The sequence below is a fragment of the Exiguobacterium sp. s163 genome (assembly GCF_018617135.1).
In the GTDB taxonomy this organism is placed as follows: domain Bacteria; phylum Bacillota; class Bacilli; order Exiguobacteriales; family Exiguobacteriaceae; genus Exiguobacterium; species Exiguobacterium profundum.
Genome location: NZ_JACSJN010000005.1, coordinates 31,765 through 55,188 on the forward strand (window position 1 = coordinate 31,765; position 23,424 = coordinate 55,188).

Sequence of the window (23,424 nt, forward strand, 5' to 3'; positions counted from 1 at the left end):
TTGCGTTGCTCGCCCGACGGCGTCCCGACTCCGACAGGAAAGCAATCCGACGGAGACCCAGCAGCGACCTAGGTCGCGATGCGGCTCCGGGATTGCCTGCGGAAAGCGTGGGCGCCGGAAAGGCGAGCGATATGATTTATGTTAGTCAACAAGCTGGGCCTCAATTTTTTGAGGTCCTTTCGTCTGTCTTACATTTCTTCCGGCGCTTCGACACCGAGTAAACGGAGCCCTTCTGTCAATACGAGCGTCACTGCCTTGACGAGAGCGAGACGCGATTGTTTGCTCGCATCTTCCTCTAGGACGCGGACGTGACCGTAGTACTTGTTGAACGCTTGCGCGAGGTCGAGTACATAGCGGCTGATGATGGATGGTTCGCGGCGTTCATGTGCACGCGTGATGACGTGTGGGAACGCATTGAGCATCGTGACGACACCCCATGAATAGTCATCGTCTGCACCAGTGAATGGTGAGCCGTCATAGTTTCCTTTACGAAGGAGTGAGTTCGCACGAGCATTCGTGTATTGAACGTAAGGCCCTGTCTCTCCTTCGAACTTGAGCATGCTGTCGAGATCGAACTCGATGTTGTTGATGCGTTCGTTTTTCAAATCGTGGAAGACGACCGCGCCGACACCGACCATGCGTGCGACGTCTTCTGCGTTCGCAAGATCCGGGTTCTTCTGTTCGATGTTCGCTTGTGCTTTTTCGATTGCTTCTTTCAACACTTCTTCAAGAAGAACGATGCGTCCTTTACGTGTCGACATCTTTTTCCCTTCTTGCAAGATCAAGCCGAACGGCACGTGATGCATGCCATCAACAAAGTCATATCCAAGCTTACGAAGGACCGAGAAGAGTTGTTTGAAATGTAGCGCCTGTTCGCCACCGACGACATAGTTCGCTTGTACGAAGTTGTACGTCTCGTAACGATAGATCGCTGCTGCCAAGTCGCGTGTCGCGTACAATGTCGCGCCATCTTTCTTCTTGATCAAGCAAGGTGGCAAGTTCTCTTCCTCGAGCGAGACGACCATCGCGCCCTCACTTTCGACTAAGAGATTTTTCGCTTCGAGCATCTCGACGACGCGTGCCATTTTATCGTTATAGAACGCTTCCCCGTTGAAGCTTTCGAATTTCACACCGAGGAGGTCATATACTTTTTGGAACTCTTTAAGCGACTCGTCACGGAACCACTGCCAAAGCTCTGTCGCTTCCACATCACCATCTTCAAGCTTTTTGAACCAAGCACGACCTTCGTCTTCGAGTTCTGGTTGTGTCTTCGCCTCTTCGTGGAAATGGACGTATAATTTTAAAAGTTCTGCGATCGGGTTGGCGCGTACCGCTTCCTCATCGCCCCACTTCTTGTAGGCGACCATCAATTTCCCAAACTGAGTGCCCCAGTCTCCAAGGTGGTTGACGCCGACGACGTCATATCCGTTTTTACGTGCGATTTGGTTGATTGCATTCCCAATCACCGTCGAACGCAAGTGACCCATCGAGAACGGCTTCGCAATGTTTGGTGACGAGAAGTCCGTCACAATCGTTTCATTGCGTGCTTCGTGTGTCGCATATTCCGATTTTTCCTCAAGCACGGTGTTGATGATTTCTTTTGATACGACATCACGGCTCAAGAAGACGTTGACGTAAGGTCCCGCCGCCTCCACTTTCGTGAACAATGCATCGTTCAATTCATTTGCGATATCTGTCGCAATCATGACAGGTGCTTTTCGGTAAGCTTTCGCCAATTGGAAACACGGGAACGCGAGATCACCGTGCGCCTCGTGTTTTGGCTTCTCAATCAATGCTTCAATTTGGTCAATCGTGAGTTCTTCACCGATGACACGGGATAGTGCTTCTGCATACTTGCGTTCATAACTCATCTGTATGTCCTCCTTCTTCAATAACAACTCATAAAAAAAACGCCCTTTGCATAGATGCAAAGAGACGGGAATTCCCGCGGTACCACTCTTCTTGCCTGCATGATGCAGACCGCTTTATGGTGATAACGGTTCCCTCCGGCTATGCCTACTCTCGTTTCGGATAGCATCTCAAAAGTGCGTTTCGCGACGTTTGTCAGCCCAGGCTCTCACCAATCCCCAGGTCGCTTTGTTGACTAAACCATCGTTACTCTCTTTTTCATCGACTTTCGTCTATGCGGTTGAAAAGCAACTTCATTATAGAGGATATTCCCTGTATACTCAATGCTAGAATTCAAGCATGATAAAAGAAAGGCAGGACTCGCAAGAAATCATGACGAATCTTTACTATTATATCTTGAAATGTCCCATGCTAGGAGGGAACACATGAACCACTTTCGCAAGATGTCCGTGCTCGGTTGGAGCATATGGAGTGTTTTGTTCTGCTTCACCATCGGATTATTTACATTGGATGTGCTGCACGCCCCGACCATTGATCCGTTGTCCTTTATTTTAATCTCATTACTCGTCATCATCTTTCAACTCGATTCAATCGAAGTCAAAGGTGTGTACTTCACATTCTCTGAGAGTATCGTATTAATTCTTTTTCTATTCTTTGGATTTGAAACCGCACTCATCGTCAACCAGATTGGATTATTCGTCTTTCAATTCGCCAATTTGAGACCAAAAGTCGCCATACGCCGTTTTCGCTTCACCTATCCGTGGAACGCCATTACGGCATACTTAGAAATTGTCATTCCCGCTACCGTCTATCTCGCCCTCGGTGGGGTAACCGGCCTTGATTTTTATTCGCAAGAATCGTTTGTACCGCTTGCCGGGTTATTCTTTGCTATCTTGTTAAATACCGTATTTCAAAAATATCAGGTGAGATGGTGGTTCCGCGTCGATATCGCATTGAGCGACTTCATGAAAATCGCTTTCTACACATATGTCGTCAGTTTGATCTTCATCTTAGCGGCAGCGTTCTTCCGAGAGACGAATTTACTTGTCGTCAGTAGCATCGCGGCAGCGTTGACCTTCTTCATCAAACGACTTCTCATTCAAAAGGGACGACAGGATGCGTATAAATCTCTGATTGAACAGTACGACGAAGCGAAAGAAGCCGTCTCTTTATCACAGAGCGAAGCACAAGCCATTGAAGTCTTTTTAAGTCAGTGTGAACAATTGAACCATTACGATGAAGGATATATCGAGTTCAAACTGTTTGATCGCACACTCTACTTCGACTTGAAGACGCGTCAACCGATTGATCGCCCCGTCGTATTTGCGCTACTGGATATCAGTCAACCTGTCGAGCCGGTCCTTGACTACGAGATGCGATTTGAGTGGGATGCCTCATTGTCTGACGCTTTTCATGACGACTACCACAGCTTCGTCTCGATTCGTTCGGAAGAGATTGAGGGAATTCGCACATGGATCGTGATGACGGGTGAACGCGTATATGGATATCCGAAGATTATCCAACATGAAATCATCAAGTTGCTCAAATCGTTCAATCGGACCATCAGCCGTTGTCATGAACGAGATCGTCTGTATACCGAGAGCCGGACGGATAGTTTGACTCTCCTCGCCAATGCCCGCGCCTTCTACGAATACGGGATTCAACAAATATCCGACATCTCGATGTATCCGATCTCGGTCGCCATGCTCGACATCGATTTCTTTAAAAAAATCAATGATACGTATGGCCATCAAGTCGGTGACCAAGTGTTGCAGGAATTTGGTCGACGTATCCGGCAAGCCCTTCGCGCTGATGACTTTGCCGCCCGTTATGGTGGGGAAGAGTTTATCTTGCTTCTCAATCATTGTGACATGTCTCAAGCCGTTGACATTGCAGAAAGAATTCGCCAGCAAATCGAAGCGAAACCGTTCCTTGTCGATCATCACGAGGTTTCTGTGACCGCGTCCATCGGGGTCGATACAATCGATGCGTTTGGAAATAAGCGCTTAGACGATACGATTCGAAACGCGGACCGTGCGCTATATGTCGGTGGGAAATATGCGGGACGTAACCGCGTGGCGCACTTCAACAATTTAACGACGTAAACTCCCCTTTCTCACATCGAATTGGGGAGTTTTTAAGTTGACAAGCAGATTTGAAACAGGTACGTTAGGGAACGTGTTTACTAATTGGATAGATTCACTTTTTATCGAGAGAGACGGAGGGACTGGCCCTGTGAAGTCTCGGCAGCGGGGAACCTGTGCCAAATCCAGCGGGCGTATTGCTCGAAAGATGAAAAGGGTATTTCGCACGAAGGACCTTTTTCTTAAGAAAGGGTCCTTTTTATTTTTAGTGAGGTGATTATTTTGGAACAACCAACAGCAAACAAATGGGCACTCTTGCCGTTACTCGTCTTCTTACTCTTCTTCATCGGGGCGGGTGTCTATTACGGAGACTTTTATAAGTTTCCGGTACTCGTCGCAGCCATCATCGCCTTGATGGTTGCGGCATTCATGACAAAAGGAAGTGCCACCCAAACCGTCGAGCGCATCGCGCAAGGAGCCGGCAATCCGGGCATCATCATCATGATTTTCATTTTCTTACTGGCTGGCGCCTTTTCAACGGTAGCGGAAGCCATCGGTGCCATCGACGCGACGGTCAACGCTGCCTTGACTTTATTACCGCCCTCGCTTCTCTTGAGTGGACTCTTCGTCATCGCCGCTTTCATTTCAATGGCGATGGGAACGTCGACGGGTACAATTGCGGCACTTGCACCGATCGCCCTCGGTATCCATGAAGAGAGTGGCGTCAATGTCGCCATCGCTGCCGCAGCCGTTGTCGGAGGGGCGATGTTCGGGGACAATCTCTCGTTCATCTCGGACACGACGATCGCTGCCGTCCGGACGCAACGAACGAACATGCGTGATAAATTCCGCACGAACTTCTGGATCGTGCTACCTGCTGCCATCATCACGACGGTTTTACTCGCCGTCTTGTCAAATGGGGAGTCAACGGTCGATGTCGCCGCATTCGAATGGTACAAACTGATTCCGTATCTTGCCGTCATCGGACTCGCATTGACAGGACTGAACGTCATTTTGGTTCTGTTAGGCGGCATCACGCTCACCGGCATCATCGGTCTCCTAGATGGAAGCCTATCCGTCACGGCGTTTGTGACAGCTATTGCGGACGGGATGATTGGCATGGCCGAAATTTCATTCCTGACATTACTCATGGGTGGACTCGTCGGTCTCATCTCACACAACGGCGGACTCACGTATTTACGTGACGCGTTGACATCTCGTATTCAAAAACGTGCCGGTGCCGAATGGAGCATCGCTGGACTTGTCAGTGCGACAAACGTAGCGACGGCGAACAATACGATTTCCATTCTCGTAGCCGGTCCACTTGCAGCGAACATCGCGGACGAGTATGACATCGAACGGAAGAAATCAGCGAGCGTACTCGATATCTTCTCATGTGGTGTACAAGGAATTCTCCCATATGGAGCACAACTTCTCATCGCCGCAGAGTTGACGAAGACCGCTTCGCCGGACCTCGTCCCGTTCATGTTTTATCCGTTCCTCCTCTTTATTTGTGGAGGAATCGCCATCGCATTCAATTTCCCGCGTTTCAAAAAACAGTCATAAGTGAAAACACCCCTTGTTCAAAGGGGTGTTTGTCGTTTGGTTATCATTTCTTGTTTCAACTGCTCGTTTCGTTTCTTGAACGCCCGTCGTTTGAGCACTTCTTCAAGTCCTCGACTGATGGCCCATAATACGATGAGGAGCAGACCGAGCATGGATAAGCGAAACGGGCTTTGGATAAATTCTTCCCACTGGTCCCCAATGACAGAAAAAATCACGACGACGAGCAGTTTCCCGAATCCTGCCGCCATGATGAACGTACGGAGCGGCATCTGAATGAGCGCCAATAAATACGTGATCAAACTGACCGGGATGAATGGAAGAGAATATAAGAATCCGAGTGAGATCGGACTCATATGATTGATGCGTTCTAACCAATAGACCGCCGCCTTATGTTTCTCGAGCCAGCGTGTCATCGGTTTGCGGAACACATAACGGACGGCTGCAAAGACGACGATCGTTCCAAGAAGGTTCCCAATCCAGGATAAGAGGACCCCTAACAGAAAGCCGTATGTCGCCGCATTCGCAGAGATGATTAAAACGAGTGGTAAAAATGGAAAAATCGCTTCTAAAAACGGTGCACCTAGACCGGCCCATGGACCACCAGGCAAACTTTGAAGCCATTCGATCAATTGGATAATGTACTGTTGGAGAGAATTTAGCATAGTCGTTCCACCTTCAACTTTCGTTACTACTCTATTACCCGAATTCAATTTTCAAGACGCATCTCCCTGCATTCGTCAAAAAAAATTAAAAACCATTTGCGAAAATTCGTCGTGATATTTATCATATAATAATGGACTTGTGGTTGCAGGCAAGTCTATTCGTCGAACGACACAACCCAACGTTCGTTTTCCTGCAAAAAACTGAACACAGGGGAGCAACACAACATGGAAACAAAACCAATGCGGGTCTTGTTGTACTATAAGTACGTCAACATCGAAGACCCAGAAACACTCACGCAAGAACATTTGAAGTATTGTAAGGACCTCGGCATCAAAGGACGCATCTTGATTTCCTCCGAAGGAATCAACGGGACGTGCTCTGGTACTTGGGAGCAAACCGAGCAGTACATGAATGACTTGAAAGCAAACCCTCTCTTCAGCGATATCGAGTTCAAAATCGATGAAGTCGAAGAGCATGCCTTCAAGAAAATTTTTGTCCGTCACAAGAAAGAGCTCGTGACGTGGCGCTTTGATGGCGAGTTTGATGTACCGAAACAACACGGTGCATACCTTGAACCAGCAGAATGGAAAGAGATGATGAATCGTGATGATGTCGTCATCCTCGACGTTCGTAACAACTACGAGTACGAACTTGGTCACTTTAAAAATGCGATCAAAATCGATGTAGAGGCTTCACGTTACATGCCGGAATGGCTCGAAGAGAACAAGGACCTCTACGAAGGGAAAACACTTCTCACGTACTGTACCGGTGGCGTCCGTTGCGAGAAATTTACAGCATATATGCGTGACCTTGGTCACGACAACATCTTCCACCTTAAAGGTGGCGTCGCGATGTATGGTAAGGATGAAGCGACAAAAGGAGAGGACTGGGAAGGCGAGCTCTACGTCTTTGACGAGCGCATCAACGTCCCGGTTAACTCCGTGAACCCATCTGTCGTCTCACACTGTATGCACTGTGGGACCGAGACGGTTCGTTACGTTAATTGTGCTAACCCGGAGTGCAATGTACAGCATTTCTGTTGTGAAGAGTGTGAACCAAAACAAATGCGTTCATGCTCGAAGGAGTGTCAAGAACACCCACGCAACCGTTATATCATCGATAACATTGCAGAGAAACTTCAGGAAACTGAAGGAGTAGTCGGGTAACAAAAATCGACCAGAAGATGTCTTGGAGAACGTGTCCAAGACATCTTTTTTTGACGAAATCTTAACGTCTAGCTTGCTCCTCTTTCGGGTATATTGAAGATACTATGTCAGACAGGAAGTGAATGCACGTATGTTTAACGAACCTTTACTCGCCGCGATTCTCGCTTGGTTTATCGCCCAAGCGGCCAAGCTCGTAACTGAACTCATTAAAACAAGAGATTTTGAAATTGAAATCATGTTCGCTTCAGGCGGCATGCCAAGTTCGCACTCGTCCACCGTCGTCGCACTCGCTACGGCAATCGGGCGAATGGAAGGCATTGACTCAAGTCTATTCGCTCTCGCTGTCGTCTTTGCCACCATCGTCATGTATGATGCGACCGGAGTTCGGCAGGCGGTCGGTTTCCAAGCACGGCTCTTGAACGATTATTTCAAAGGAATCAAACATGAGACCCCGCTCTTGAATGAGCTTGTCGGCCATACGCCGTTCCAGGTTATCGTCGGAGCGCTACTCGGTCTCGTCGTCGGATTGTTTTTCCCAATGTAATGGAACAAGGTATGTTATTTCTCGCATTCTTGATTCTTTTTGTGAAGTTTCACAAAGAAGAAGTTATACTCAAGAGAGAGGAGGAATCGACATGCCTTTTTTGCAGAAATCTTACGAGTCACTCGATACACTCGCCGAAGCCATCGGACAAGCGATTCGAGCACCAATCACGATCGAGAACCGCCACCACCAATTGCTCGCCTATAGCACCCACCCCGATTCGACCGACCCGGCCAGGATTGCGACCATCATCGGGCGTCGTGTCCCAGAAGCCGTCATCGAAGATCTATGGGAGAGTGGCATTTTACAAGAAGTCATCGACCAAGATGAACCCGTCGTCATCCCGGCCCGTCTCGCCGTCGGTCTCGGAGAACGCGCAGCCATCGTCATCAAACAACATGATGAAGTACTCGGCTATATTTGGAGCTTGGCTCGGACGAATCCGTTCAGCACTCAAGAACTAGCTATCCTGCAAGAAGGGGCAACCATCGCCAAAAAATTACTGATGACCATTGCGATGCATGAGCGGCGAATCAGCGCCGAGCTCGAGCGCTTCTTATTAGATGTACTCGCTTCCCCGACTCTCACGGATGCCAATCGTGAACGGTTGAACGAGCTTGCCCCGATTGCTGTCGCCAGTCGGTTGACGGTCATCGAATGCGCTCAACCGATCACCCCTCAACTTGCGGAACGCCTTCACTATGTGCTCGCGACGCAAGAGGCCATTGAAGTCGTTTTACATGCCATCGACGGTCAGCAGCTACTCGTCTGGCACTATATGAAGTCTGAACTCTCCGATGAAGAGACCGCACTCATTGCCTGGGCGGAACGATTCGAACAATTGCTTCAAGACAAGTTCAGCGAATCCGAACCACACCTTGGCATCAGTCGACGTTTTTTCGAAAGTGACATGTTATATGCCGCAGCGGAAGAAGCGCGACGGGTGACCACGCTGCGTCGCAAGTTCCCGCTCGAACTCTCGACTTCCCGTGCATTTGAGCAGATCGGCATTTATCAACTCGTCCCGGAACTCGCTCGGCGTATCGGGCTCCGACTTGAAACCCATCCGACCGTCGAACGGTTGCAACATTATGACTCATCCCATCAGACCGAACTCGTGAAGACACTCGAGTGGTATTTTTATTTTGATGGGAACGTCAAACGAGTCGCCGCCCATCTTCATATCCATCCGAATACCGTTCTGTATCGGATTCGCCGCATCGAAGAGTTGACGAATATCACGCAAGTTTCCTTACCCGAACGGTCCATGATTTATTTAGCCATTAAGGCTGGTCAATATCGATTAGAAGACTAGACGTTTGCTTTGTGATTTTTCACAAAGTGAGCGTCTTCGTTTTTAGAATCCATGATAAAGACAGCGTTTTCGAATGGGTCTATACTAGGGGTGTGAACAATTTGTGTCAACGGAATGAAAGGGGAATGTTCCATGAAAATCGGGGTATTGAAAGAGATTAAAAACAATGAAAATCGGGTGGCCTTAACACCGATGGGTGCATTTATGTTAACGGAGCTTGGTCATGATGTATTCGTCGAAACGAATGCCGGACTCGGTAGCGGCTTCACGAATATGGAATATATTGATGCTGGTGCGACGATTCTTGAAACGGCGAAAGAAGTTTGGGAAGGCGTTGAACTCGCTCTCAAAGTAAAAGAACCACAACCGTCTGAGTATCAATACTTCCGTCCTGACTTGACGCTCTTCACTTATCTACACCTTGCGGCGGAGCCGGAATTAACGAAAGCGCTCGTCGATTCAAGGATTACAGCGATCGCCTACGAGACGGTAGAAGTGGACCGCACGTTACCACTCCTCACACCGATGAGTGAAGTGGCGGGACGTATGGCTGCGCAAATCGGAGCCCAAATCCTCGAAAAACCACATGGTGGAAAGGGAATCTTAATGTCTGGTCTCCCAGGTGTGCCTCGTGCGAACGTCACGGTCATCGGAGGTGGTGTCGTCGGAACGAATGCAGCTCGAATCGCAATTGGTCTTGGGGCGAGCGTGACGTTGATGGACATTAGCCCGGCTCGTCTTCGTCAAATCGACGACTTGTTCGGAAACACAATCAATACGTTGATCTCAAATAAATACAACATTGCGAAACAAGTGGCTGAGAGTGACCTTGTGATTGGTGCCGTGCTCATCCCAGGAGCAAAAGCACCGAAACTCGTCACGGAAGAAATGGTACAGCGCATGTCGCCTGGTTCGGTCATCGTCGACGTCGCCATCGACCAAGGTGGAATTTGTGAGACGATCGACCATATCACGACGCATGATGCGCCAACGTATGAGCGCTATGGCGTGCAACACTACGCTGTCGCTAACATGCCAGGTGCCGTGCCACGCACATCGACAATGGGTCTGACAAACGCGACGATGCCATATATCATCGAGTGTGCACAAAAAGGCGTATTCCCAGCACTTCTTGAAAACGAGGCGCTTCTCAAAGGCCTAAACGTCATCAACGGAACGGTCACGTATGAAGCGGTCGCGCGGGATTTGGAATATCCGTTCGTTCCTGCCCATGAGGCAGTCTCGAAACAAACACAAGCTTAACCCTTAAGACGATGAGATGCCCGTTCTCATCGTCTTTTCTCTATACCAAAAAGAAGGAATCGAACGCCATCGTCCGATTCCTTCATTATTATGCGTTATGCGTTCTCAACGGCGATATCTTCCCCGATGATTTTCACTTCCGGCTCTAATTCCACTTCGAATTTCTCTTTAACGGTCGCCTGGACGTGACGGATGAGTGAAATGTACTCAGTCGCCGTCGCCTCATCAATATTGACGATGAAGCCCGCATGTTTGAGCGAGACTTCCGCTCCTCCGATGCGTTTCCCTTGCAGACCTGAGTCTTGAATCAACTTGCCGGCAAAATAGCCAGGCGGACGTTTGAACACACTTCCACATGAAGGATATTCAAGCGGCTGTTTCGATTCCCGTTTATACGTCAAGTCGTCCATGACTTCTTTGATCAATTCATAGTTTTTCGGTTCTAGTTCGAACGTCGCCTCGAGTACGATCAAGCCCTCTTTCGAGACACGGCTCGTTCGGTAGTCAAGATCGAGTTCATCTTTAGATAAATGAAGTACTTGACCATCCTGCGTCAACACCGTCGCAGATGTGATGACATCCTTCGTCTCTCCGCCGTATGCACCAGCGTTCATGTAGACGGCCCCACCGACCGTCCCAGGGATCCCACATGCGAACTCGAGGCCGGATAACCCCTCTGCTAATGCCTGACGTGAGACGTCGATAATCGCCGCTCCTGCCTGCGCAATCATTTGATTCCCTTCTCGACGAATCGAGTCGAGTTCATTCAAGTTCAAAACGATTCCACGGATGCCACCATCGCGGACGATCAAGTTTGAACCGAAGCCAAGAATCATAAACGGCATCGCTTCTTGATGGGCCAGTTGTAAGACGGCCTGTACTTCTTCGTACGTGTGTGGAGCCACGAAGTAATCTGCCTTACCGCCTAGTTTTGTATACGTGTGTGCCGACAACGGCTCGTCTTGAAGGACGCGCTCGGCCGGAATGATCATCTGGAGTTGCTGTAAAAAGCTCATGCGTTCACTCAATCCTTTATGTTCTATTTAATCAGTGTCTCGGTCCCATCTCACTCGTTCCGAGCACGTCACTGAATGGTTTCAGTACGAATCACAGTATACAAATGATTATTGGACGTGACAAGCAACGTTTTTCTTACAAATTCATGATTAGTTTATAGCAATAGCGATGTCGCAATGGCAACGATGATAGGAATTGTAAAGTTATCCCAATCTCGATATGAAATCGCTTCAGTTAGCGTAGCGATGATGGAAATGATAAACCCATATGTTACCACTTGCCAAAGGACGACATCATTCCACAAAAACAATAAAAATAAGACAGCATACGAGCTTAGAAACATGGCGATGCTTCCTTGGAAAGAACGCTTTTGGCCATATAAATCATAAACGATCGTCCCATATTTACGCCCGATGAGTGCTGCCATCCCGTCCCCCCAGGCGAGGACGAGTGACCCGGCTAAAAACGCGATCGGCTCAGACTCGAAGAAGAAGTATAAAATAATGAGCAATGCAATCGGATAGTATACGGTCCCGAATGATTTCCGCTCCGTTTGATGCACCGGTGACGGGCTTTTATACAAAAGGACCGCATTCGCAAATGTGAAGAAGATGAGCGGGACTGCCGCGACGTACCATGAATCCATTAACCAAACTGCTAGTAACGACCAATGTCCGACTGCGATATGTACACTTTTTCGAATCGTTTCATCCGTCCATCCAAGACGTTTCCCGACTTGCTCGAGACCCACGAGAAACACGAGGACGACTACAATGGAAAGAATCGAACGAATCCATTCATTCATTGCTTGACCACCTTCATATATAGAGTGTGTATGATACCGTCATTATACCTTAATCAGTGCCCATCCTAGCTTACTTTTCAAACATTTGGTAGAATGAGGTCAAATGACTGTATAGCCAACGTACGCTGTTGGCGATAGAAAGGGTGGCCGTATGCGCGACGCAACTTCAATTCAAACTTTGGCAGATTGCCTTCATTTTATGCAGGTCGGAGAAATCGAGCGAGCCATCGCCCTCTTCCCTGAAGACGTGCGTGAACATTTCCCAAAAGAGCTTCGAAAAATCCACTTGTTTCATATTGAAAAGAACGGCTTATCGATTAATCAAATCGTCGCCCTCGCTAACGCATTGACCGGCGAGCATCTCTCCGCGACGACGATTCAAAACTGGACGAAGCGTGAAGTCCGTAAAATCATCGGTGTCCCACGAATCGGTAAAAAGTATTCCTTGCATCAAGCGGCAATCATTTATCTCCTTGATGACTTGAAACACCTTTTTTCCCTCGAAGAGACGAGTTCCTTGTTGGCGCTCATCTTCAACAACCCTGACCGGGACGAAGACGACTTCATCAAACCGATTGATTTTTATCGACTTTACGCGGAGTATGCGAAGTCAACAAGCCCGATCGACCTTCTCGATACACGGGCGAAGCGTTCGCTCGAAAAGATGAACTATGAACATCCAAATATCATTCACGTCTTGAAGCTTTGTCTGTACGCACATCGGGTGACGACACTCGAACTCGAGGCCAAGCACTATTTGAACCGTTTCATTTGATGAGACGGTTTTTTCGTATCAAAAAACACCGGTCTCTTGACCGGTGCTCGTCATCGTTATGAGACAGATGCTGCGAGCGGCATCCGTGATTTGACCGTTAACGTCTTTAAGACGGAAAGGAGTTCGAACATCGATAACTGATCGGCTTCTTTCGTTAAGCAGAACGTATCGTCTTCTTGTTTCCGTAGTTCCGCGACAAGTTTACCTGCTTTGTCGCGAACGCTAAACTTGTGACGTTCCACATCATATTGAATCGTGAAGAGTCCGCGTTCATAGACGTTGTACTCACACTTTTTCCCGAATAACGAGAACTTGTCTTTCAATTGACCAATCGCCTGTCCATCATGGTTCATCACGACCCATTTTTGGCAGTTTGGGATGTATTTCCCATGAGCGATCTGTCGTCCAGACAAATTGTGCACTTGGACACTGCCTTCCGCGTCGCGGTGAACAGATCCGATCGCATCATTTGTCTCGTCATAAATGGTCGCCTCACCTTGTGTAAAGACGCAACCTTTTACATAAATTAATTTGCGCACCGCTTTTTCCTCCTAGCACGTTCCAACCGTGATTGTTTGTATGTGTACGGTCGGGTATTACTGAAAACCCCAATCGTTTCTCTGTGTAGTTTTTATCTCGTTTCAACTACTACATATTTCATATGACGAAGATGATTATTGCATCGTTTAAAGAAAAAGACAACCCTTTTTTTTCGACATCATTTGGATTCTGTCGAACTTGTGAACAAGCCTATTCTCATCGCTTATATCCCGCTTCTTTTAAAAGTTCTTCAAGCTCCATTCTTGCAATCAGACGAACTTGATTTGGCGCCGCCAATTCGTATGCGCTGTCCGTGAAATTCGAGTTCGTCACGACCCAGCCTTCGTGTGCTTGATAATAGGGAACGGCCGCTGCAATTTGTTGAACCGCTTCGAGTCCGACCGTCTTTTCATAACGCTTTGCTTGAACGGCAATCGACCATCCATCCGGTGTCTCCAATAACAAGTCAGCACCAAAGTCACGTGATGCTGGAGTCACCGTGACCGTGTAACCAAGCGCGGTGAACACTTCCTCTAAAAATAATTCAAACTCCCGACCATCCATCCGATCAATGCGGTCGATGGTCGACAGCCTTACTTTCCATATAAACCATGCAATTCCAAGCAAGAGAAGCAGTACGCTGCTCCAAAGCGGTGCCTCGAACCACCATAAACATATGGCACCGATGATCCCAATGAGTAATCCAATCATGCTCATCTTTCCTTTCCAATTCCTCTCCCTCACTTTACCGTTTTGAGGGCAGGAAATGAAAGGGGGATCTGTCGAATGATATAGAAGATGTGCTCGTCTGACACCACGAAGGAGGGATGACTGTTCATGGAGAATCATGCCAATCTCCAAAGTGAGTTACTTCATGCATTACCTTACGGAGTTGCGTTAATACAGAAAGATGGAACAATCGTTCAGGCAAACCGTCCGTTTCTCGAGCAGTTTCCTGAGAATCTACAGAGACGTTCGAACCTTTTCCATATGGTCAATCAGTCACCGATTACGATGGAATTGTCTCGTCGGATGGAACAAGGACTACCTTGGATGTATGAACTGCCAACGATGCGAGTACACGCCATTCCGTGGGAAAATCAATATATCCTCTCCATTGAGCCATTGCCCCATGATACACGCGTGACGATTCAACACAACGCTTTTGAGGCGATGATGCATACTGAACTCGACATGGCGATGATCATGACGGATGCGAATCTGTTGATTACTCGTTTCAATCAGGGGGCCACGGAACTGTTTGGCTATGCGCCCCATGAAGTGCTTTACGAAATGACACCGTTCGCTTTATTTGAATCGAGAGAATTAAGTGAAAAGCGCTCTGCTTATCAAGACGAGACGGAACGGTTGCTATCGTTCGAACAAATGTTACGCCTCGCACTCGACAAAGGAGACCGGGAATGGAAATTTCAATGTAAAGATCGGACACATTTCATCGGCAAATTGTTCATGCATCCCGTTTATGAGCAAGAGCAACTCATCGGCTTCTTTTTCTTCGTATTTGATGTGAGTTCCGAGATTGAGTTGAAACGTGAGCTCCGTTATAAGGAACAGCGTTATCGCATGTTTGCCGAATCGGTCATCGAAGCCGTTCTGTTCCATGAAGATGGGATGATTCTCGATGCGAACAAGGCAGCGGAATCCATCTTTAAAATCCCTGCAGAGCAAATGATGGGACGCCAGACTATCGAGTTTATCGCGGAAGGGTACCGGGCCGATGTGTTGCGACGCATTCGCAATCACATTCAAACGCCATACGAAGTGATTGGTCGTCGGCAAGATGGAACGTTCTTAGAACTAGAAGTGTATCCGAAAGAAGTGACGTATCAAGGGCAAACGTTACGAGTCGCGGTCATGCGTGATATCAGCGACCGTAAAAAAGTAGAGCGTATGCTCGAACGTGAAAAAAATGCCATCGCCCGTCAGCGCGATATCATCCAGTCAATCTTACAAGCATCGAATGAAGCGTTCGTTTTGACCGAATCGAACGGGAGTGTCTTGTTCATGAACGTCCACGCAAGGCGACTCATGGACTTACCTGGGATTGCTCCAAACAAAATTCAAGAGCGTATCCCGCTCCTCTCCACGTTTCGTCCTCGTGACAGGAGCGAGATGCTACGAAAGATGGATCAACTTCTCGACGGGACGGCGCGTGAAGTGTCGATGCGATTCTCCATCCCACAGCCGAATGACCGAGATGAAGAATACTATGAGATGTATGGAACGACGATGGATACAAAACGACAAATCGGTATGGATAGTGGATTCTTGTTTGTGTTTCGTAACCGAACCGAGGAAGAGCGGATGGACCAGATTAAAAATGAACTGGTGAGCACGGTCTCACATGAACTAAGAACTCCTCTTTCTTCATTATCGGGATATATTGAATTGATGCTCGCTCGAGATTTGACGCCTGAAAAACGAGAGCGCTTCTTGAAGACGATGTCGCGGGAAGCGAAACGATTGACCGTCCTACTCAACGACTTTTTGGACATCCAACGCATGGAAGATGGTCACCAAGAATATAAACAAGATCATTTCGCTTTGAATGAACTTGTCTTAGAAGTGATTGAACGCTTCCGCGAAACGAGTGATCATACCATTCATTTCGATCATGCGGATGATGACTTGTATCTCGTTGCCGACCGAGATCGCATCGAGCAAGTTCTCGTCAATTTGATTTCAAATGCGATCAAATATTCTCCGAATGGACAGGAAATCGAAGTGCGGGTCCGAAAAGACAACGATCAAGCTCATGTCTCCATTCGTGATTTTGGAATCGGGATTCCCGAGCACGCCTTTGAAAAGTTGTTTACTAAGTTTTATCGGGTCGATAATTCGGATACACGTAAAATTGGTGGAACCGGTCTCGGGTTGTCGATTTGTAAAGAAATTATCGAATCACATGGTGGGAGCATCGAAGTGGAATCGACAGTCGGGAAAGGGTCGACTTTTACATTCACATTAGACTTAGCGGAGGAAACGTCATGAACAATTATGCCTTTACCGGATTCCCTGGTTTTTTAGCAGGAAAATTAATTGAACACCTCGCTTCGTTACCGCATCAAATCGGAGTCATCTATGCCTTGCATCTTCCGAATCAACAACGTGATGCAGAAGAGCTACGAGATACGCTACTGTCAACGACGTCGCTTGCGCCACATCAGCTCGTCCTTGTCGAAGCAGACATCACGTTACCCGAAGTGATTCTCGACCCGATCATGCGGTCTGTCATTGAACGAGATGTCCATTACGTCTTCCACCTCGCTGCCGCATATGACTTGAGTATTTCGTATGACGTCGGCTATCGCGTCAACATCCTCGGGACCAAGCATGTGACCGCGTTCGCCAAACGCTCGAAACAATTGAAGCGTTACGTGTACTTTAGTACCGCCTATATCGCCGGACGTCGTCGTGGAACGGTCTATGAAAATGAATTATGGCACCGAGTCCAGTTCAAAAATCATTATGAAGCGACTAAATATGAAGCAGAGGCACTCGTTTCGCGAGAAATGGGAGGCATGCCCATCACCATCATTCGTCCTGGCATCGTAATCGGACATAGTCGCACGGGCGAAACGAAAAAGTTCGACGGTGTCTATTTCGTCTTACAATTGATGACACAACTCCAACAGATGCGCCCACTCCCTTACATCGGGCGGGCGAACGTTGAGGTAAACCTCGTTCCGTACGATTATGTAGTAGAAGCGACCGCTTTCTTAGCGCATTCTCCAAACGGTCTAAAGCGGACATTCCATTTGACGGATCCGTTCCCACACGGCGCACGCGAGGTGTATCGTATGTTGCATGAGACGATGTTTCAGCGCTCTCCTCGCGGGACCGTTCCTCATGCCGTTGCCGACGCGGCATTCACTGCTTGGAATGGTGCCAAACGGCTCGAGGTTCCTCACGAACTATTGGAGTACTTTAAACATCCCGTTCACTATGACACGACACAAACGATACGGGCGCTCGACGGAACGGGCATCGTTTGTCCGGACCTCCAGGATTACCTCCCAGAGATTGTCCATTATTTCATGGCACACAAAAAGCCCTGATTCGTCAGGGCTTCAACTATGATTGGAACCAAAAGAACACGTGTACGTTCGATCACAGCGTACACGTGTTTACATCTCATCCACATCGTTACGAGACACCGCTTGATCGTGAAGCAGACGCTCGAGGACGAGGATATAGACCAATGCCACAAGGAGCCCTACGATACTAGGAAGAACCGCAATGATGTCATCCTCCAAATACGCAGTCGGAATCAAGTAAACCAATAGCAACTTCACACCAGACATCAACATCAACGAGGAGAGTAACACAAGCGTTACCGCTCGTTTCGACACGTCCCCGAAGAAGGGGCGTCCTGTCTTCTCCCCTTTTGTCATACCAAGCCAAGATAACAAGTCAAAAGCCTCCTCGATCATTCCTTTTCCAACCCATTATATACCAATCGTTTCATACGATGAAGGCCATCAAAAAATGTCGCCTCCTGACCACGTTCACTTAAAAAGGCTGCAGTCCCTCTATGAGGAATGCAGCCCAAAACACACGTTCAACCAATCAAAATCTTCTCTTTCGGATAGCGAATTTTCCGGTCGGCTTGACGTGCGACGGTAAAGAGAATGGTCAACGACCCGACACGTCCGAGAAGCATCATGAACATGATCAAGCCCTTCCCTGCATCATTCAATTCCGCTGTGATGCCGAGCGACAACCCTACTGTCCCAAACGCCGAGACCGTTTCGAATAAAATGGCAGTCGCCGGAATGTGGCCATTCGATAAAATGACGAGTGTCGTGATTATCATAATGAACAAGAAACTTGAGATGGCTACGACGTACGCCTTTTTGATTTGAAACGCATCAATCGTCCGCTCCATGATGACCGTTTCTTTCTTCCCTGCGATGAAGGCCCACATATCCGCAAAGATGACGGCAAGCGTCGTCACTTTGATCCCCGACCCTGTCGAAGCCGCCCCTGCCCCGATATACATCAGAATCAATATCAAACCGATTGAGGCTGGTGCCATGGTCGCGATATCAATGGAATTGAAGCCGGCCGTCCGTGTCGTCACGGCTTGGAAGAACGTTACGTGTAACGCCTCACCGAGGGATCGACCGTACAATACCCCTTCGTTCGATACCCACTCAAACATCATGAGGACGAACCAAGCGACACCATTGATGACCAAGAGTGACAAAATCATGATTTTCGAATGGAGGGCGAGACGTTTCCAGCCTCTCTTTTCCGTGGTATCGGCAATCGTCGTGAAGCCAAGACCTCCAATCATAATCATGATGGCGATGGTCACAATGATGGCTGTGTTCTGCTCAAATGACATGAGACTGTCTGGGAATAATGCGAATCCAGCATTATTGAAGGCAGACACTGCATGGAAGAAACCGTAATAAAGTGCCTTTCCAAAAGAATAGTTCTCTGTACTGAACAACTCGAACGTCAAAAACAACATCCCGATGAACTGCACGATGACCGTCGTGAAGACGATGTTCCGTACGAGACGAACCGTTCCTCCCGGCCCCGCTAAATTCAGTGATTCCTGTAACAAGATTCGCTGCTTTAATCCGATTTTCTTCCCTAATACACTGAGCAACATCAAGGCGATCGTCATAAACCCGAGACCCCCGATTTGAATGAGGGCGACAATGACCAATTCACCAAACAGGGTGAAGGAGGAGCCGATGTCGACTGTCGACAGTCCAGTGACCGTTCCGGCAGACGTCGCGATAAATAAACAATCAATCCAAGAAACCGATTCTTCTTGCGCAAATGGCATATATAAAAGAGTGCCCCCGATAAAAATCGCCAGTAAAAATCCTCCCGCGATAAAACGGGCAGGTTTTTCAAATACGGCTCGGTAAAGTACCTCGATTCGCTTCAAGCGCACCTCACGCGCTGACAGTCTATGCCGCATCACGACATCTCCTTCACTTCTATTATTCTAAGCCTCATGTTACTCTTCACCTTTCTAAATGCCAACAAGAAAATGTATCTCTAACGCTTTCTTCGATTTTTTGGTATTATGGGAGATAGACTTTAAGAATGTTGAGGAGGTTGAATGAAACCGTGGACCCTAGTACGGTAGATCATTCGATAGAGGATGTCTCACGAAGGTTAGAGCGTCAATCACAATGTATGCCCGCTCACCTTTATTTTCAGCTAGAAGAGTTACTCAATTGGTCACTCGAGCAAGAAGTCGTGAATCAATTGTACGCATTGTTAAAAAAATACGACGTATTAACCGATATAGAGCGTGAAGAACGAAATATCAGCATTCAAATGTTGATTGATGAAAACGGCGCTTAATCATCGGGAACGCATGTTGCGGGAGACGAGTGGCGTCTCTCGCTTTTTTTGTCCTGATTTATTTCGGAAAGGTGGAAAACAAAGACATGGATGTCGTTACGTTAGTCGGACTCATACTCGGGTTCCTCACCCTCGTCGGTGGAATGCTATTAAAAGGAGCAGGTGTTGCGCCGCTGATCAACCCTGCCGCAATGGTTATCATTTTCGTCGGTACAGCCGCGGCCGTCAGTATCGCTGTATCGAAGGAACAACTTCAGAACGTTCCAAAACTATTTAAAATCTTGTTCAAAAAACAAGAACTACCAAGCAAGTCTGGATTGCTCACGCAATTCGTCGACTTGTCGACACAAGCCCGAAAAGAGGGACTCCTCTCCCTTGAAACGGCACTCGAACAAGTCGAAGAACCATTTTTACGCCAAGGCATGATGATGGTCATCGACGGTCAACCTTCCGAATATATCGCGGAAGTCATGTCACGCGACATCGAGAATATGGAACAGCGCCATAAAGCAAACGCCGATATTTTCACACAGGCCGGGACATATGCCCCAACACTCGGGGTACTCGGAGCCGTTATCGGATTGATTGCTGCCTTGAAAGACTTATCCGATATCGAAAAGCTCGGACATGCCATTTCAGCGGCCTTCGTCGCGACACTATTCGGGATTTTCACCGGATATGTGCTTTGGTTCCCGTTTGCCAATAAATTGAAGCAGTATTCGAAGAGTGAAGTCATCATCAAGGAAATGATGATTGAAGGGATTTTATCGATTCAAAGTGGTGAATCTCCAAAAACGCTAGAAGATAAACTGTCTGTGTATTTGTCTCCAAAGGAGCGAGCTGACTATGAAGCGCAAAAAGAAGCATGATCATGAAGAACACATTCCCGAAGGCTGGCTGATTCCTTACGCCGATTTGTTGACCCTGTTGCTCGCGCTTTTCATCGTACTATTCGCATCGAGTAACATCGACCAGACAAAGCTTGAGAAAATGTCACAGTCTTTCAACCAGGTGTTCTCCGGAGGCGTCAGCGTCTTTCAAGCTTCGACTGCCTCAAACAGTGACATCGAACGTACAGACAAGACCAATACGACCGCCAACCCACGAACGTATGAATTGGCTCAACTTGATGAATTAAAAGAAGATGTAAACAAATACATTAAAAAGAATGGTCTCGAAAGCCAAATCAAAGCGACGATCAATTCAAGCGGTCTCGTCTTGACGATTCAAGACCGTGCCCTGTTCAACTTAGGAGAGGCGACACTCGATGCCAATGCTCGTGCCGTCGCACAAAACATCAGTCAGATTTTAGAGAAGGCGGGCAAGCGAGAGATTGTCGTCTCCGGTCATACGGATAACATTCCAATTAATACGGCACGTTTCCCGTCAAACTGGGAACTCAGTTCGGCACGTGCGACCGCGTTCATGCGTGGTCTTTTGGCAAATGATGCCTTGAACCCGGCCCAATTCACACTCGCAAGTTACGGTGAGTTTAAACCGATCGCGACGAACGATACAGAAGAAGGTCGCTCTAAAAACCGACGCGTTGAAGTGTTGATTAAACCACTCGTCGACCTTTCTGAAGGCGAACCGAAGATGATTGAAACCATCACCTTACCAAACTAATAATCACCCACTCGTTTGAGTGGGTGATTTGTGTTATTGCATTAATTTAAAGTAGCGTCTCGCAAGTTCGGTGAGCGGACTTTCGAACAAACGTTTCCGCCAGTAAAGGTCTGTCACTTTCTTCACGGCCTCACTTCGCGACGGATACGGGTAAATCATACGGGACAGCTTCCCGATTTTGTCGCCACGTTGCATCGCATAGACGACAATTTGCATCCAATCCCCCGCAGATTCACCGACTGCATGAGCTCCGATGATTTTTCCATTTTTCTTCGTAATCACTTTGACAAAGCCTGCTTCTTGACGTTCAGCAATGAAGCGGTCCACTTCGGACAGTTTCGCTTCATACGTCTCAATGTCGTCGCCATAACGCTCGCGCGCTTCTTTCTCTGTCATCCCGACATGGAACACCTCAGGGTCTGTGAATGTGATCCACGGGAGCTTGCTGTAGTCGACCTTGTTCCATAATCCAAAGAGCGCGTTCGCGACAACCGCTTTCCCTTCTTCTCCAGCGGCATGTGTGAATGGGAGCGTCTTGATCGTATCGCCAATGGCAAAGATATGAGATTGTGACGTCCGATATGACGACGAGACATCGATATACCCTTTCGTCACCTGAACGTTCGCCCGGTCGAGACGAAGCGCATCGATTCGGGGAACGCGACCTGTCGCCATCAGCAGTTTGTCCGCTTCATATTCGACCGTTTCGCCGTTCACCTCTGTCGTGACACGAATGCGGCCATCGACTTCATCGACTCGATTGACCTTTACGCCGATTTTTAGGCGCATCGCCATCTCGAGTTGAGATTTCAAATAGGTGGCGACGTCCTCGTCTTCTTTAGGTAGGAAATCATCCTGTGCCTCGAGCACGGTCACTTGTGAGCCGAGTCGGACAAAGGACTGAGCCAATTCAAGTCCGACCGTTCCGGCGCCGATGACAATCAGGCTCTCCGGGAGCGTCTCTTCTTCAAAGACCGTCTCGTTCGTTAAGTATGGGACTTGATCGAGTCCATCAATCGGAGGAACTGTCGGTTTCGACCCCGTCGAGATGACAAATTTTTTCCCGATCAATAACTCGTTCCCTACTTTTAATTCGTGCGGACTTTGGAACGAGGCTTCTCCGATATAGACGTCGACGCCAATCTTTTCAAAACGTTCTGTTCCGTCATGGTCTTGAATAATGGCACGTGCTTTGTCAACACGCGCTTTTGACATTTGATAATGCTCTTGTCCATTGAACTCGGTTCCGAGAACTCGGGCCGCGCGCATCATCGCATTCGCTTCTTTTGAAGCAGCAATCAACGCTTTCGATGGCACACATCCGACATGCAGACAGTCACCACCTAAATGTTTGTTCTTTTCAACAAGCGCGACCTTCGCGCCTAAATTCGCAGCCCCTGCGGCCACCGTCATCCCGGCAGCACCACCACCGATGACAATCAACTGATAGTCCTTCATCGAATCAACCTCCGGTATCGTTCGCTCACATCTTCCATTCGTTTTCGATTCACGCCAAAGTCTGAATAGCCGACACGCGACGCAGATCGAAACTCGACTTGTTGAGTAGCGTCATCAAATAAAAAATCGACATCATCTTTAAATCGCATCACTTTCGAAGTCACTACATAATGAAGTCCTTCATCTGTTTCCTTCACCAATTCAGCCCGCGGCAACTGATTCATCGCCATCTTCATGGCTTCGATCGATTGCCCGCGGCTGCCCGCATACGGCAGTGGGTCCATCCGCAATTCTTCAATTGAAGTTTGGGTTGACACAGCATTCGGACTTCCTTTTAACGGCTTCAAAGATTGATTGGCCATTATAAAAACCTCCCTCA

The 23,424-nt window shown here is 48.0% G+C and carries 22 protein-coding genes, 1 riboswitch and 1 other annotated feature; of the genes, 12 read left to right on the plus strand and 10 right to left on the minus strand.

Features of this window, described 5'->3' with window-relative positions; genetic code table 11:
• Window positions 1-188: 188 nt before the first annotated feature.
• Window positions 189-1,871 (minus strand): arginine--tRNA ligase, encoded by a 1,683-nt coding sequence (argS, locus tag KNO71_RS12765; RefSeq protein ID WP_214685147.1) that lies wholly within the window; start codon window positions 1,869-1,871, stop codon window positions 189-191.
• Window positions 1,872-1,928: 57 nt separating this feature from the next.
• Window positions 1,929-2,140: a binding site (T-box leader), on the minus strand.
• 154 nt (window positions 2,141-2,294) lie between these two features.
• Here argS and KNO71_RS12770 point away from each other — a divergent pair.
• Both KNO71_RS12770 and KNO71_RS12775 read left to right on the plus strand, forming a co-directional pair.
• On the plus strand, window positions 2,295-3,974 hold the full coding sequence (locus KNO71_RS12770; RefSeq protein ID WP_214685145.1) for a GGDEF domain-containing protein: 1,680 nt from the start codon (window positions 2,295-2,297) through the stop codon (window positions 3,972-3,974).
• Between the two features lie 98 nt (window positions 3,975-4,072).
• Window positions 4,073-4,168, plus strand: a riboswitch (SAM riboswitch).
• 67 nt (window positions 4,169-4,235) lie between these two features.
• A complete protein-coding gene (locus KNO71_RS12775; protein ID WP_196430354.1) occupies window positions 4,236-5,519 on the plus strand; it encodes a Na+/H+ antiporter NhaC family protein in 1,284 nt (427 codons plus the stop codon).
• Window positions 5,520-5,536: 17 nt separating this feature from the next.
• Here the strand turns inward: KNO71_RS12775 and KNO71_RS12780 are convergent, their stop codons facing one another.
• Window positions 5,537-6,181, minus strand: a complete 645-nt coding sequence (locus KNO71_RS12780; protein WP_214685143.1) for a TVP38/TMEM64 family protein — start codon at window positions 6,179-6,181, stop codon at window positions 5,537-5,539.
• 225 nt (window positions 6,182-6,406) lie between these two features.
• Here KNO71_RS12780 and trhO point away from each other — a divergent pair, with 225 nt between their 5' ends.
• From trhO to ald, 4 genes are all read left to right on the plus strand, one after another.
• Window positions 6,407-7,348, plus strand: coding sequence for an oxygen-dependent tRNA uridine(34) hydroxylase TrhO (gene trhO, locus KNO71_RS12785; RefSeq protein ID WP_214685141.1), 942 nt, complete (start codon window positions 6,407-6,409; stop codon window positions 7,346-7,348).
• A gap of 118 nt (window positions 7,349-7,466) precedes the next feature.
• Entirely contained in the window at window positions 7,467-7,892 is a 426-nt protein-coding gene (locus KNO71_RS12790; protein WP_143180200.1) for a divergent PAP2 family protein, read from the plus strand.
• Between the two features lie 91 nt (window positions 7,893-7,983).
• The gene (locus KNO71_RS12795) at window positions 7,984-9,207 is read left to right on the plus strand and encodes a PucR family transcriptional regulator (RefSeq protein WP_214685137.1); all 1,224 of its coding nucleotides are present in this window, start codon (window positions 7,984-7,986) and stop codon (window positions 9,205-9,207) included.
• Between the two features lie 132 nt (window positions 9,208-9,339).
• Window positions 9,340-10,470, plus strand: a complete 1,131-nt coding sequence (gene ald, locus KNO71_RS12800) for an alanine dehydrogenase (RefSeq protein ID WP_214685135.1) — start codon at window positions 9,340-9,342, stop codon at window positions 10,468-10,470.
• A 95-nt stretch (window positions 10,471-10,565) separates the two neighbouring features.
• Here the strand turns inward: ald and murB are convergent, their stop codons facing one another.
• Together murB and KNO71_RS12810 are read right to left on the minus strand one after the other, a co-directional pair.
• A complete protein-coding gene (gene murB, locus KNO71_RS12805) occupies window positions 10,566-11,486 on the minus strand; it encodes a UDP-N-acetylmuramate dehydrogenase (protein ID WP_015880509.1) in 921 nt (306 codons plus the stop codon).
• 155 nt (window positions 11,487-11,641) lie between these two features.
• Entirely contained in the window at window positions 11,642-12,292 is a 651-nt protein-coding gene (locus KNO71_RS12810) for a diacylglycerol/polyprenol kinase family protein (protein ID WP_214688879.1), read from the minus strand.
• A 151-nt stretch (window positions 12,293-12,443) separates the two neighbouring features.
• Between KNO71_RS12810 and KNO71_RS12815 the strand changes: the two genes are divergently transcribed.
• Window positions 12,444-13,067: a DUF1836 domain-containing protein gene (locus KNO71_RS12815; protein WP_015880507.1), complete on the plus strand. Its 624-nt coding sequence runs from the start codon at window positions 12,444-12,446 to the stop codon at window positions 13,065-13,067.
• 56 nt (window positions 13,068-13,123) lie between these two features.
• On the opposite strand, the gene KNO71_RS12820 is transcribed toward KNO71_RS12815, so the two are convergent.
• Window positions 13,124-13,606 (minus strand): LURP-one-related family protein, encoded by a 483-nt coding sequence (locus tag KNO71_RS12820; RefSeq protein ID WP_015880506.1) that lies wholly within the window; start codon window positions 13,604-13,606, stop codon window positions 13,124-13,126.
• A gap of 217 nt (window positions 13,607-13,823) precedes the next feature.
• Window positions 13,824-14,318 (minus strand): restriction endonuclease, encoded by a 495-nt coding sequence (locus tag KNO71_RS12825; RefSeq protein WP_015880505.1) that lies wholly within the window; start codon window positions 14,316-14,318, stop codon window positions 13,824-13,826.
• Between the two features lie 126 nt (window positions 14,319-14,444).
• Between KNO71_RS12825 and KNO71_RS12830 the strand changes: the two genes are divergently transcribed.
• Together KNO71_RS12830 and KNO71_RS12835 are read left to right on the plus strand one after the other, a co-directional pair.
• Window positions 14,445-16,619: a PAS domain-containing sensor histidine kinase gene (locus KNO71_RS12830; protein ID WP_078146133.1), complete on the plus strand. Its 2,175-nt coding sequence runs from the start codon at window positions 14,445-14,447 to the stop codon at window positions 16,617-16,619.
• Entirely contained in the window at window positions 16,616-17,686 is a 1,071-nt protein-coding gene (locus tag KNO71_RS12835) for an SDR family oxidoreductase (protein ID WP_078146132.1), read from the plus strand. The genes KNO71_RS12830 and KNO71_RS12835 overlap by 4 nt, the downstream gene beginning before the upstream one ends.
• 69 nt (window positions 17,687-17,755) lie before the next feature.
• Here the strand turns inward: KNO71_RS12835 and KNO71_RS12840 are convergent, their stop codons facing one another.
• Both KNO71_RS12840 and KNO71_RS12845 read right to left on the minus strand, forming a co-directional pair.
• The gene (locus tag KNO71_RS12840) at window positions 17,756-18,040 is read right to left on the minus strand and encodes a hypothetical protein (protein ID WP_078146131.1); all 285 of its coding nucleotides are present in this window, start codon (window positions 18,038-18,040) and stop codon (window positions 17,756-17,758) included.
• A 149-nt stretch (window positions 18,041-18,189) separates the two neighbouring features.
• Window positions 18,190-19,569, minus strand: coding sequence for a TrkH family potassium uptake protein (locus tag KNO71_RS12845; protein ID WP_214685131.1), 1,380 nt, complete (start codon window positions 19,567-19,569; stop codon window positions 18,190-18,192).
• A 140-nt stretch (window positions 19,570-19,709) separates the two neighbouring features.
• Here KNO71_RS12845 and KNO71_RS12850 point away from each other — a divergent pair, with 140 nt between their 5' ends.
• The 3 genes from KNO71_RS12850 (at window position 19,710) to KNO71_RS12860 (ending at window position 21,587) form a co-directional block, all read left to right on the plus strand.
• Window positions 19,710-19,961: a hypothetical protein gene (locus KNO71_RS12850; protein WP_230235447.1), complete on the plus strand. Its 252-nt coding sequence runs from the start codon at window positions 19,710-19,712 to the stop codon at window positions 19,959-19,961.
• Between the two features lie 86 nt (window positions 19,962-20,047).
• On the plus strand, window positions 20,048-20,830 hold the full coding sequence (motA, locus tag KNO71_RS12855) for a flagellar motor stator protein MotA (RefSeq protein WP_015880500.1): 783 nt from the start codon (window positions 20,048-20,050) through the stop codon (window positions 20,828-20,830).
• Window positions 20,808-21,587 (plus strand): flagellar motor protein MotB, encoded by a 780-nt coding sequence (locus tag KNO71_RS12860; RefSeq protein ID WP_214685129.1) that lies wholly within the window; start codon window positions 20,808-20,810, stop codon window positions 21,585-21,587. The genes motA and KNO71_RS12860 overlap by 23 nt, the downstream gene beginning before the upstream one ends.
• A 33-nt stretch (window positions 21,588-21,620) precedes the next feature.
• Here KNO71_RS12860 and KNO71_RS12865 read toward each other — a convergent pair whose 3' ends face one another.
• Both KNO71_RS12865 and KNO71_RS12870 read right to left on the minus strand, forming a co-directional pair.
• Window positions 21,621-23,045: a dihydrolipoyl dehydrogenase family protein gene (locus tag KNO71_RS12865; protein ID WP_031424403.1), complete on the minus strand. Its 1,425-nt coding sequence runs from the start codon at window positions 23,043-23,045 to the stop codon at window positions 21,621-21,623.
• Complete coding sequence (locus KNO71_RS12870; RefSeq protein WP_015880497.1) at window positions 23,042-23,407, minus strand: DUF1499 domain-containing protein; 366 nt, start codon at window positions 23,405-23,407, stop codon at window positions 23,042-23,044. Before KNO71_RS12870 ends, KNO71_RS12865 begins: the two co-directional genes overlap by 4 nt.
• Window positions 23,408-23,424: the final 17 nt, after the last annotated feature.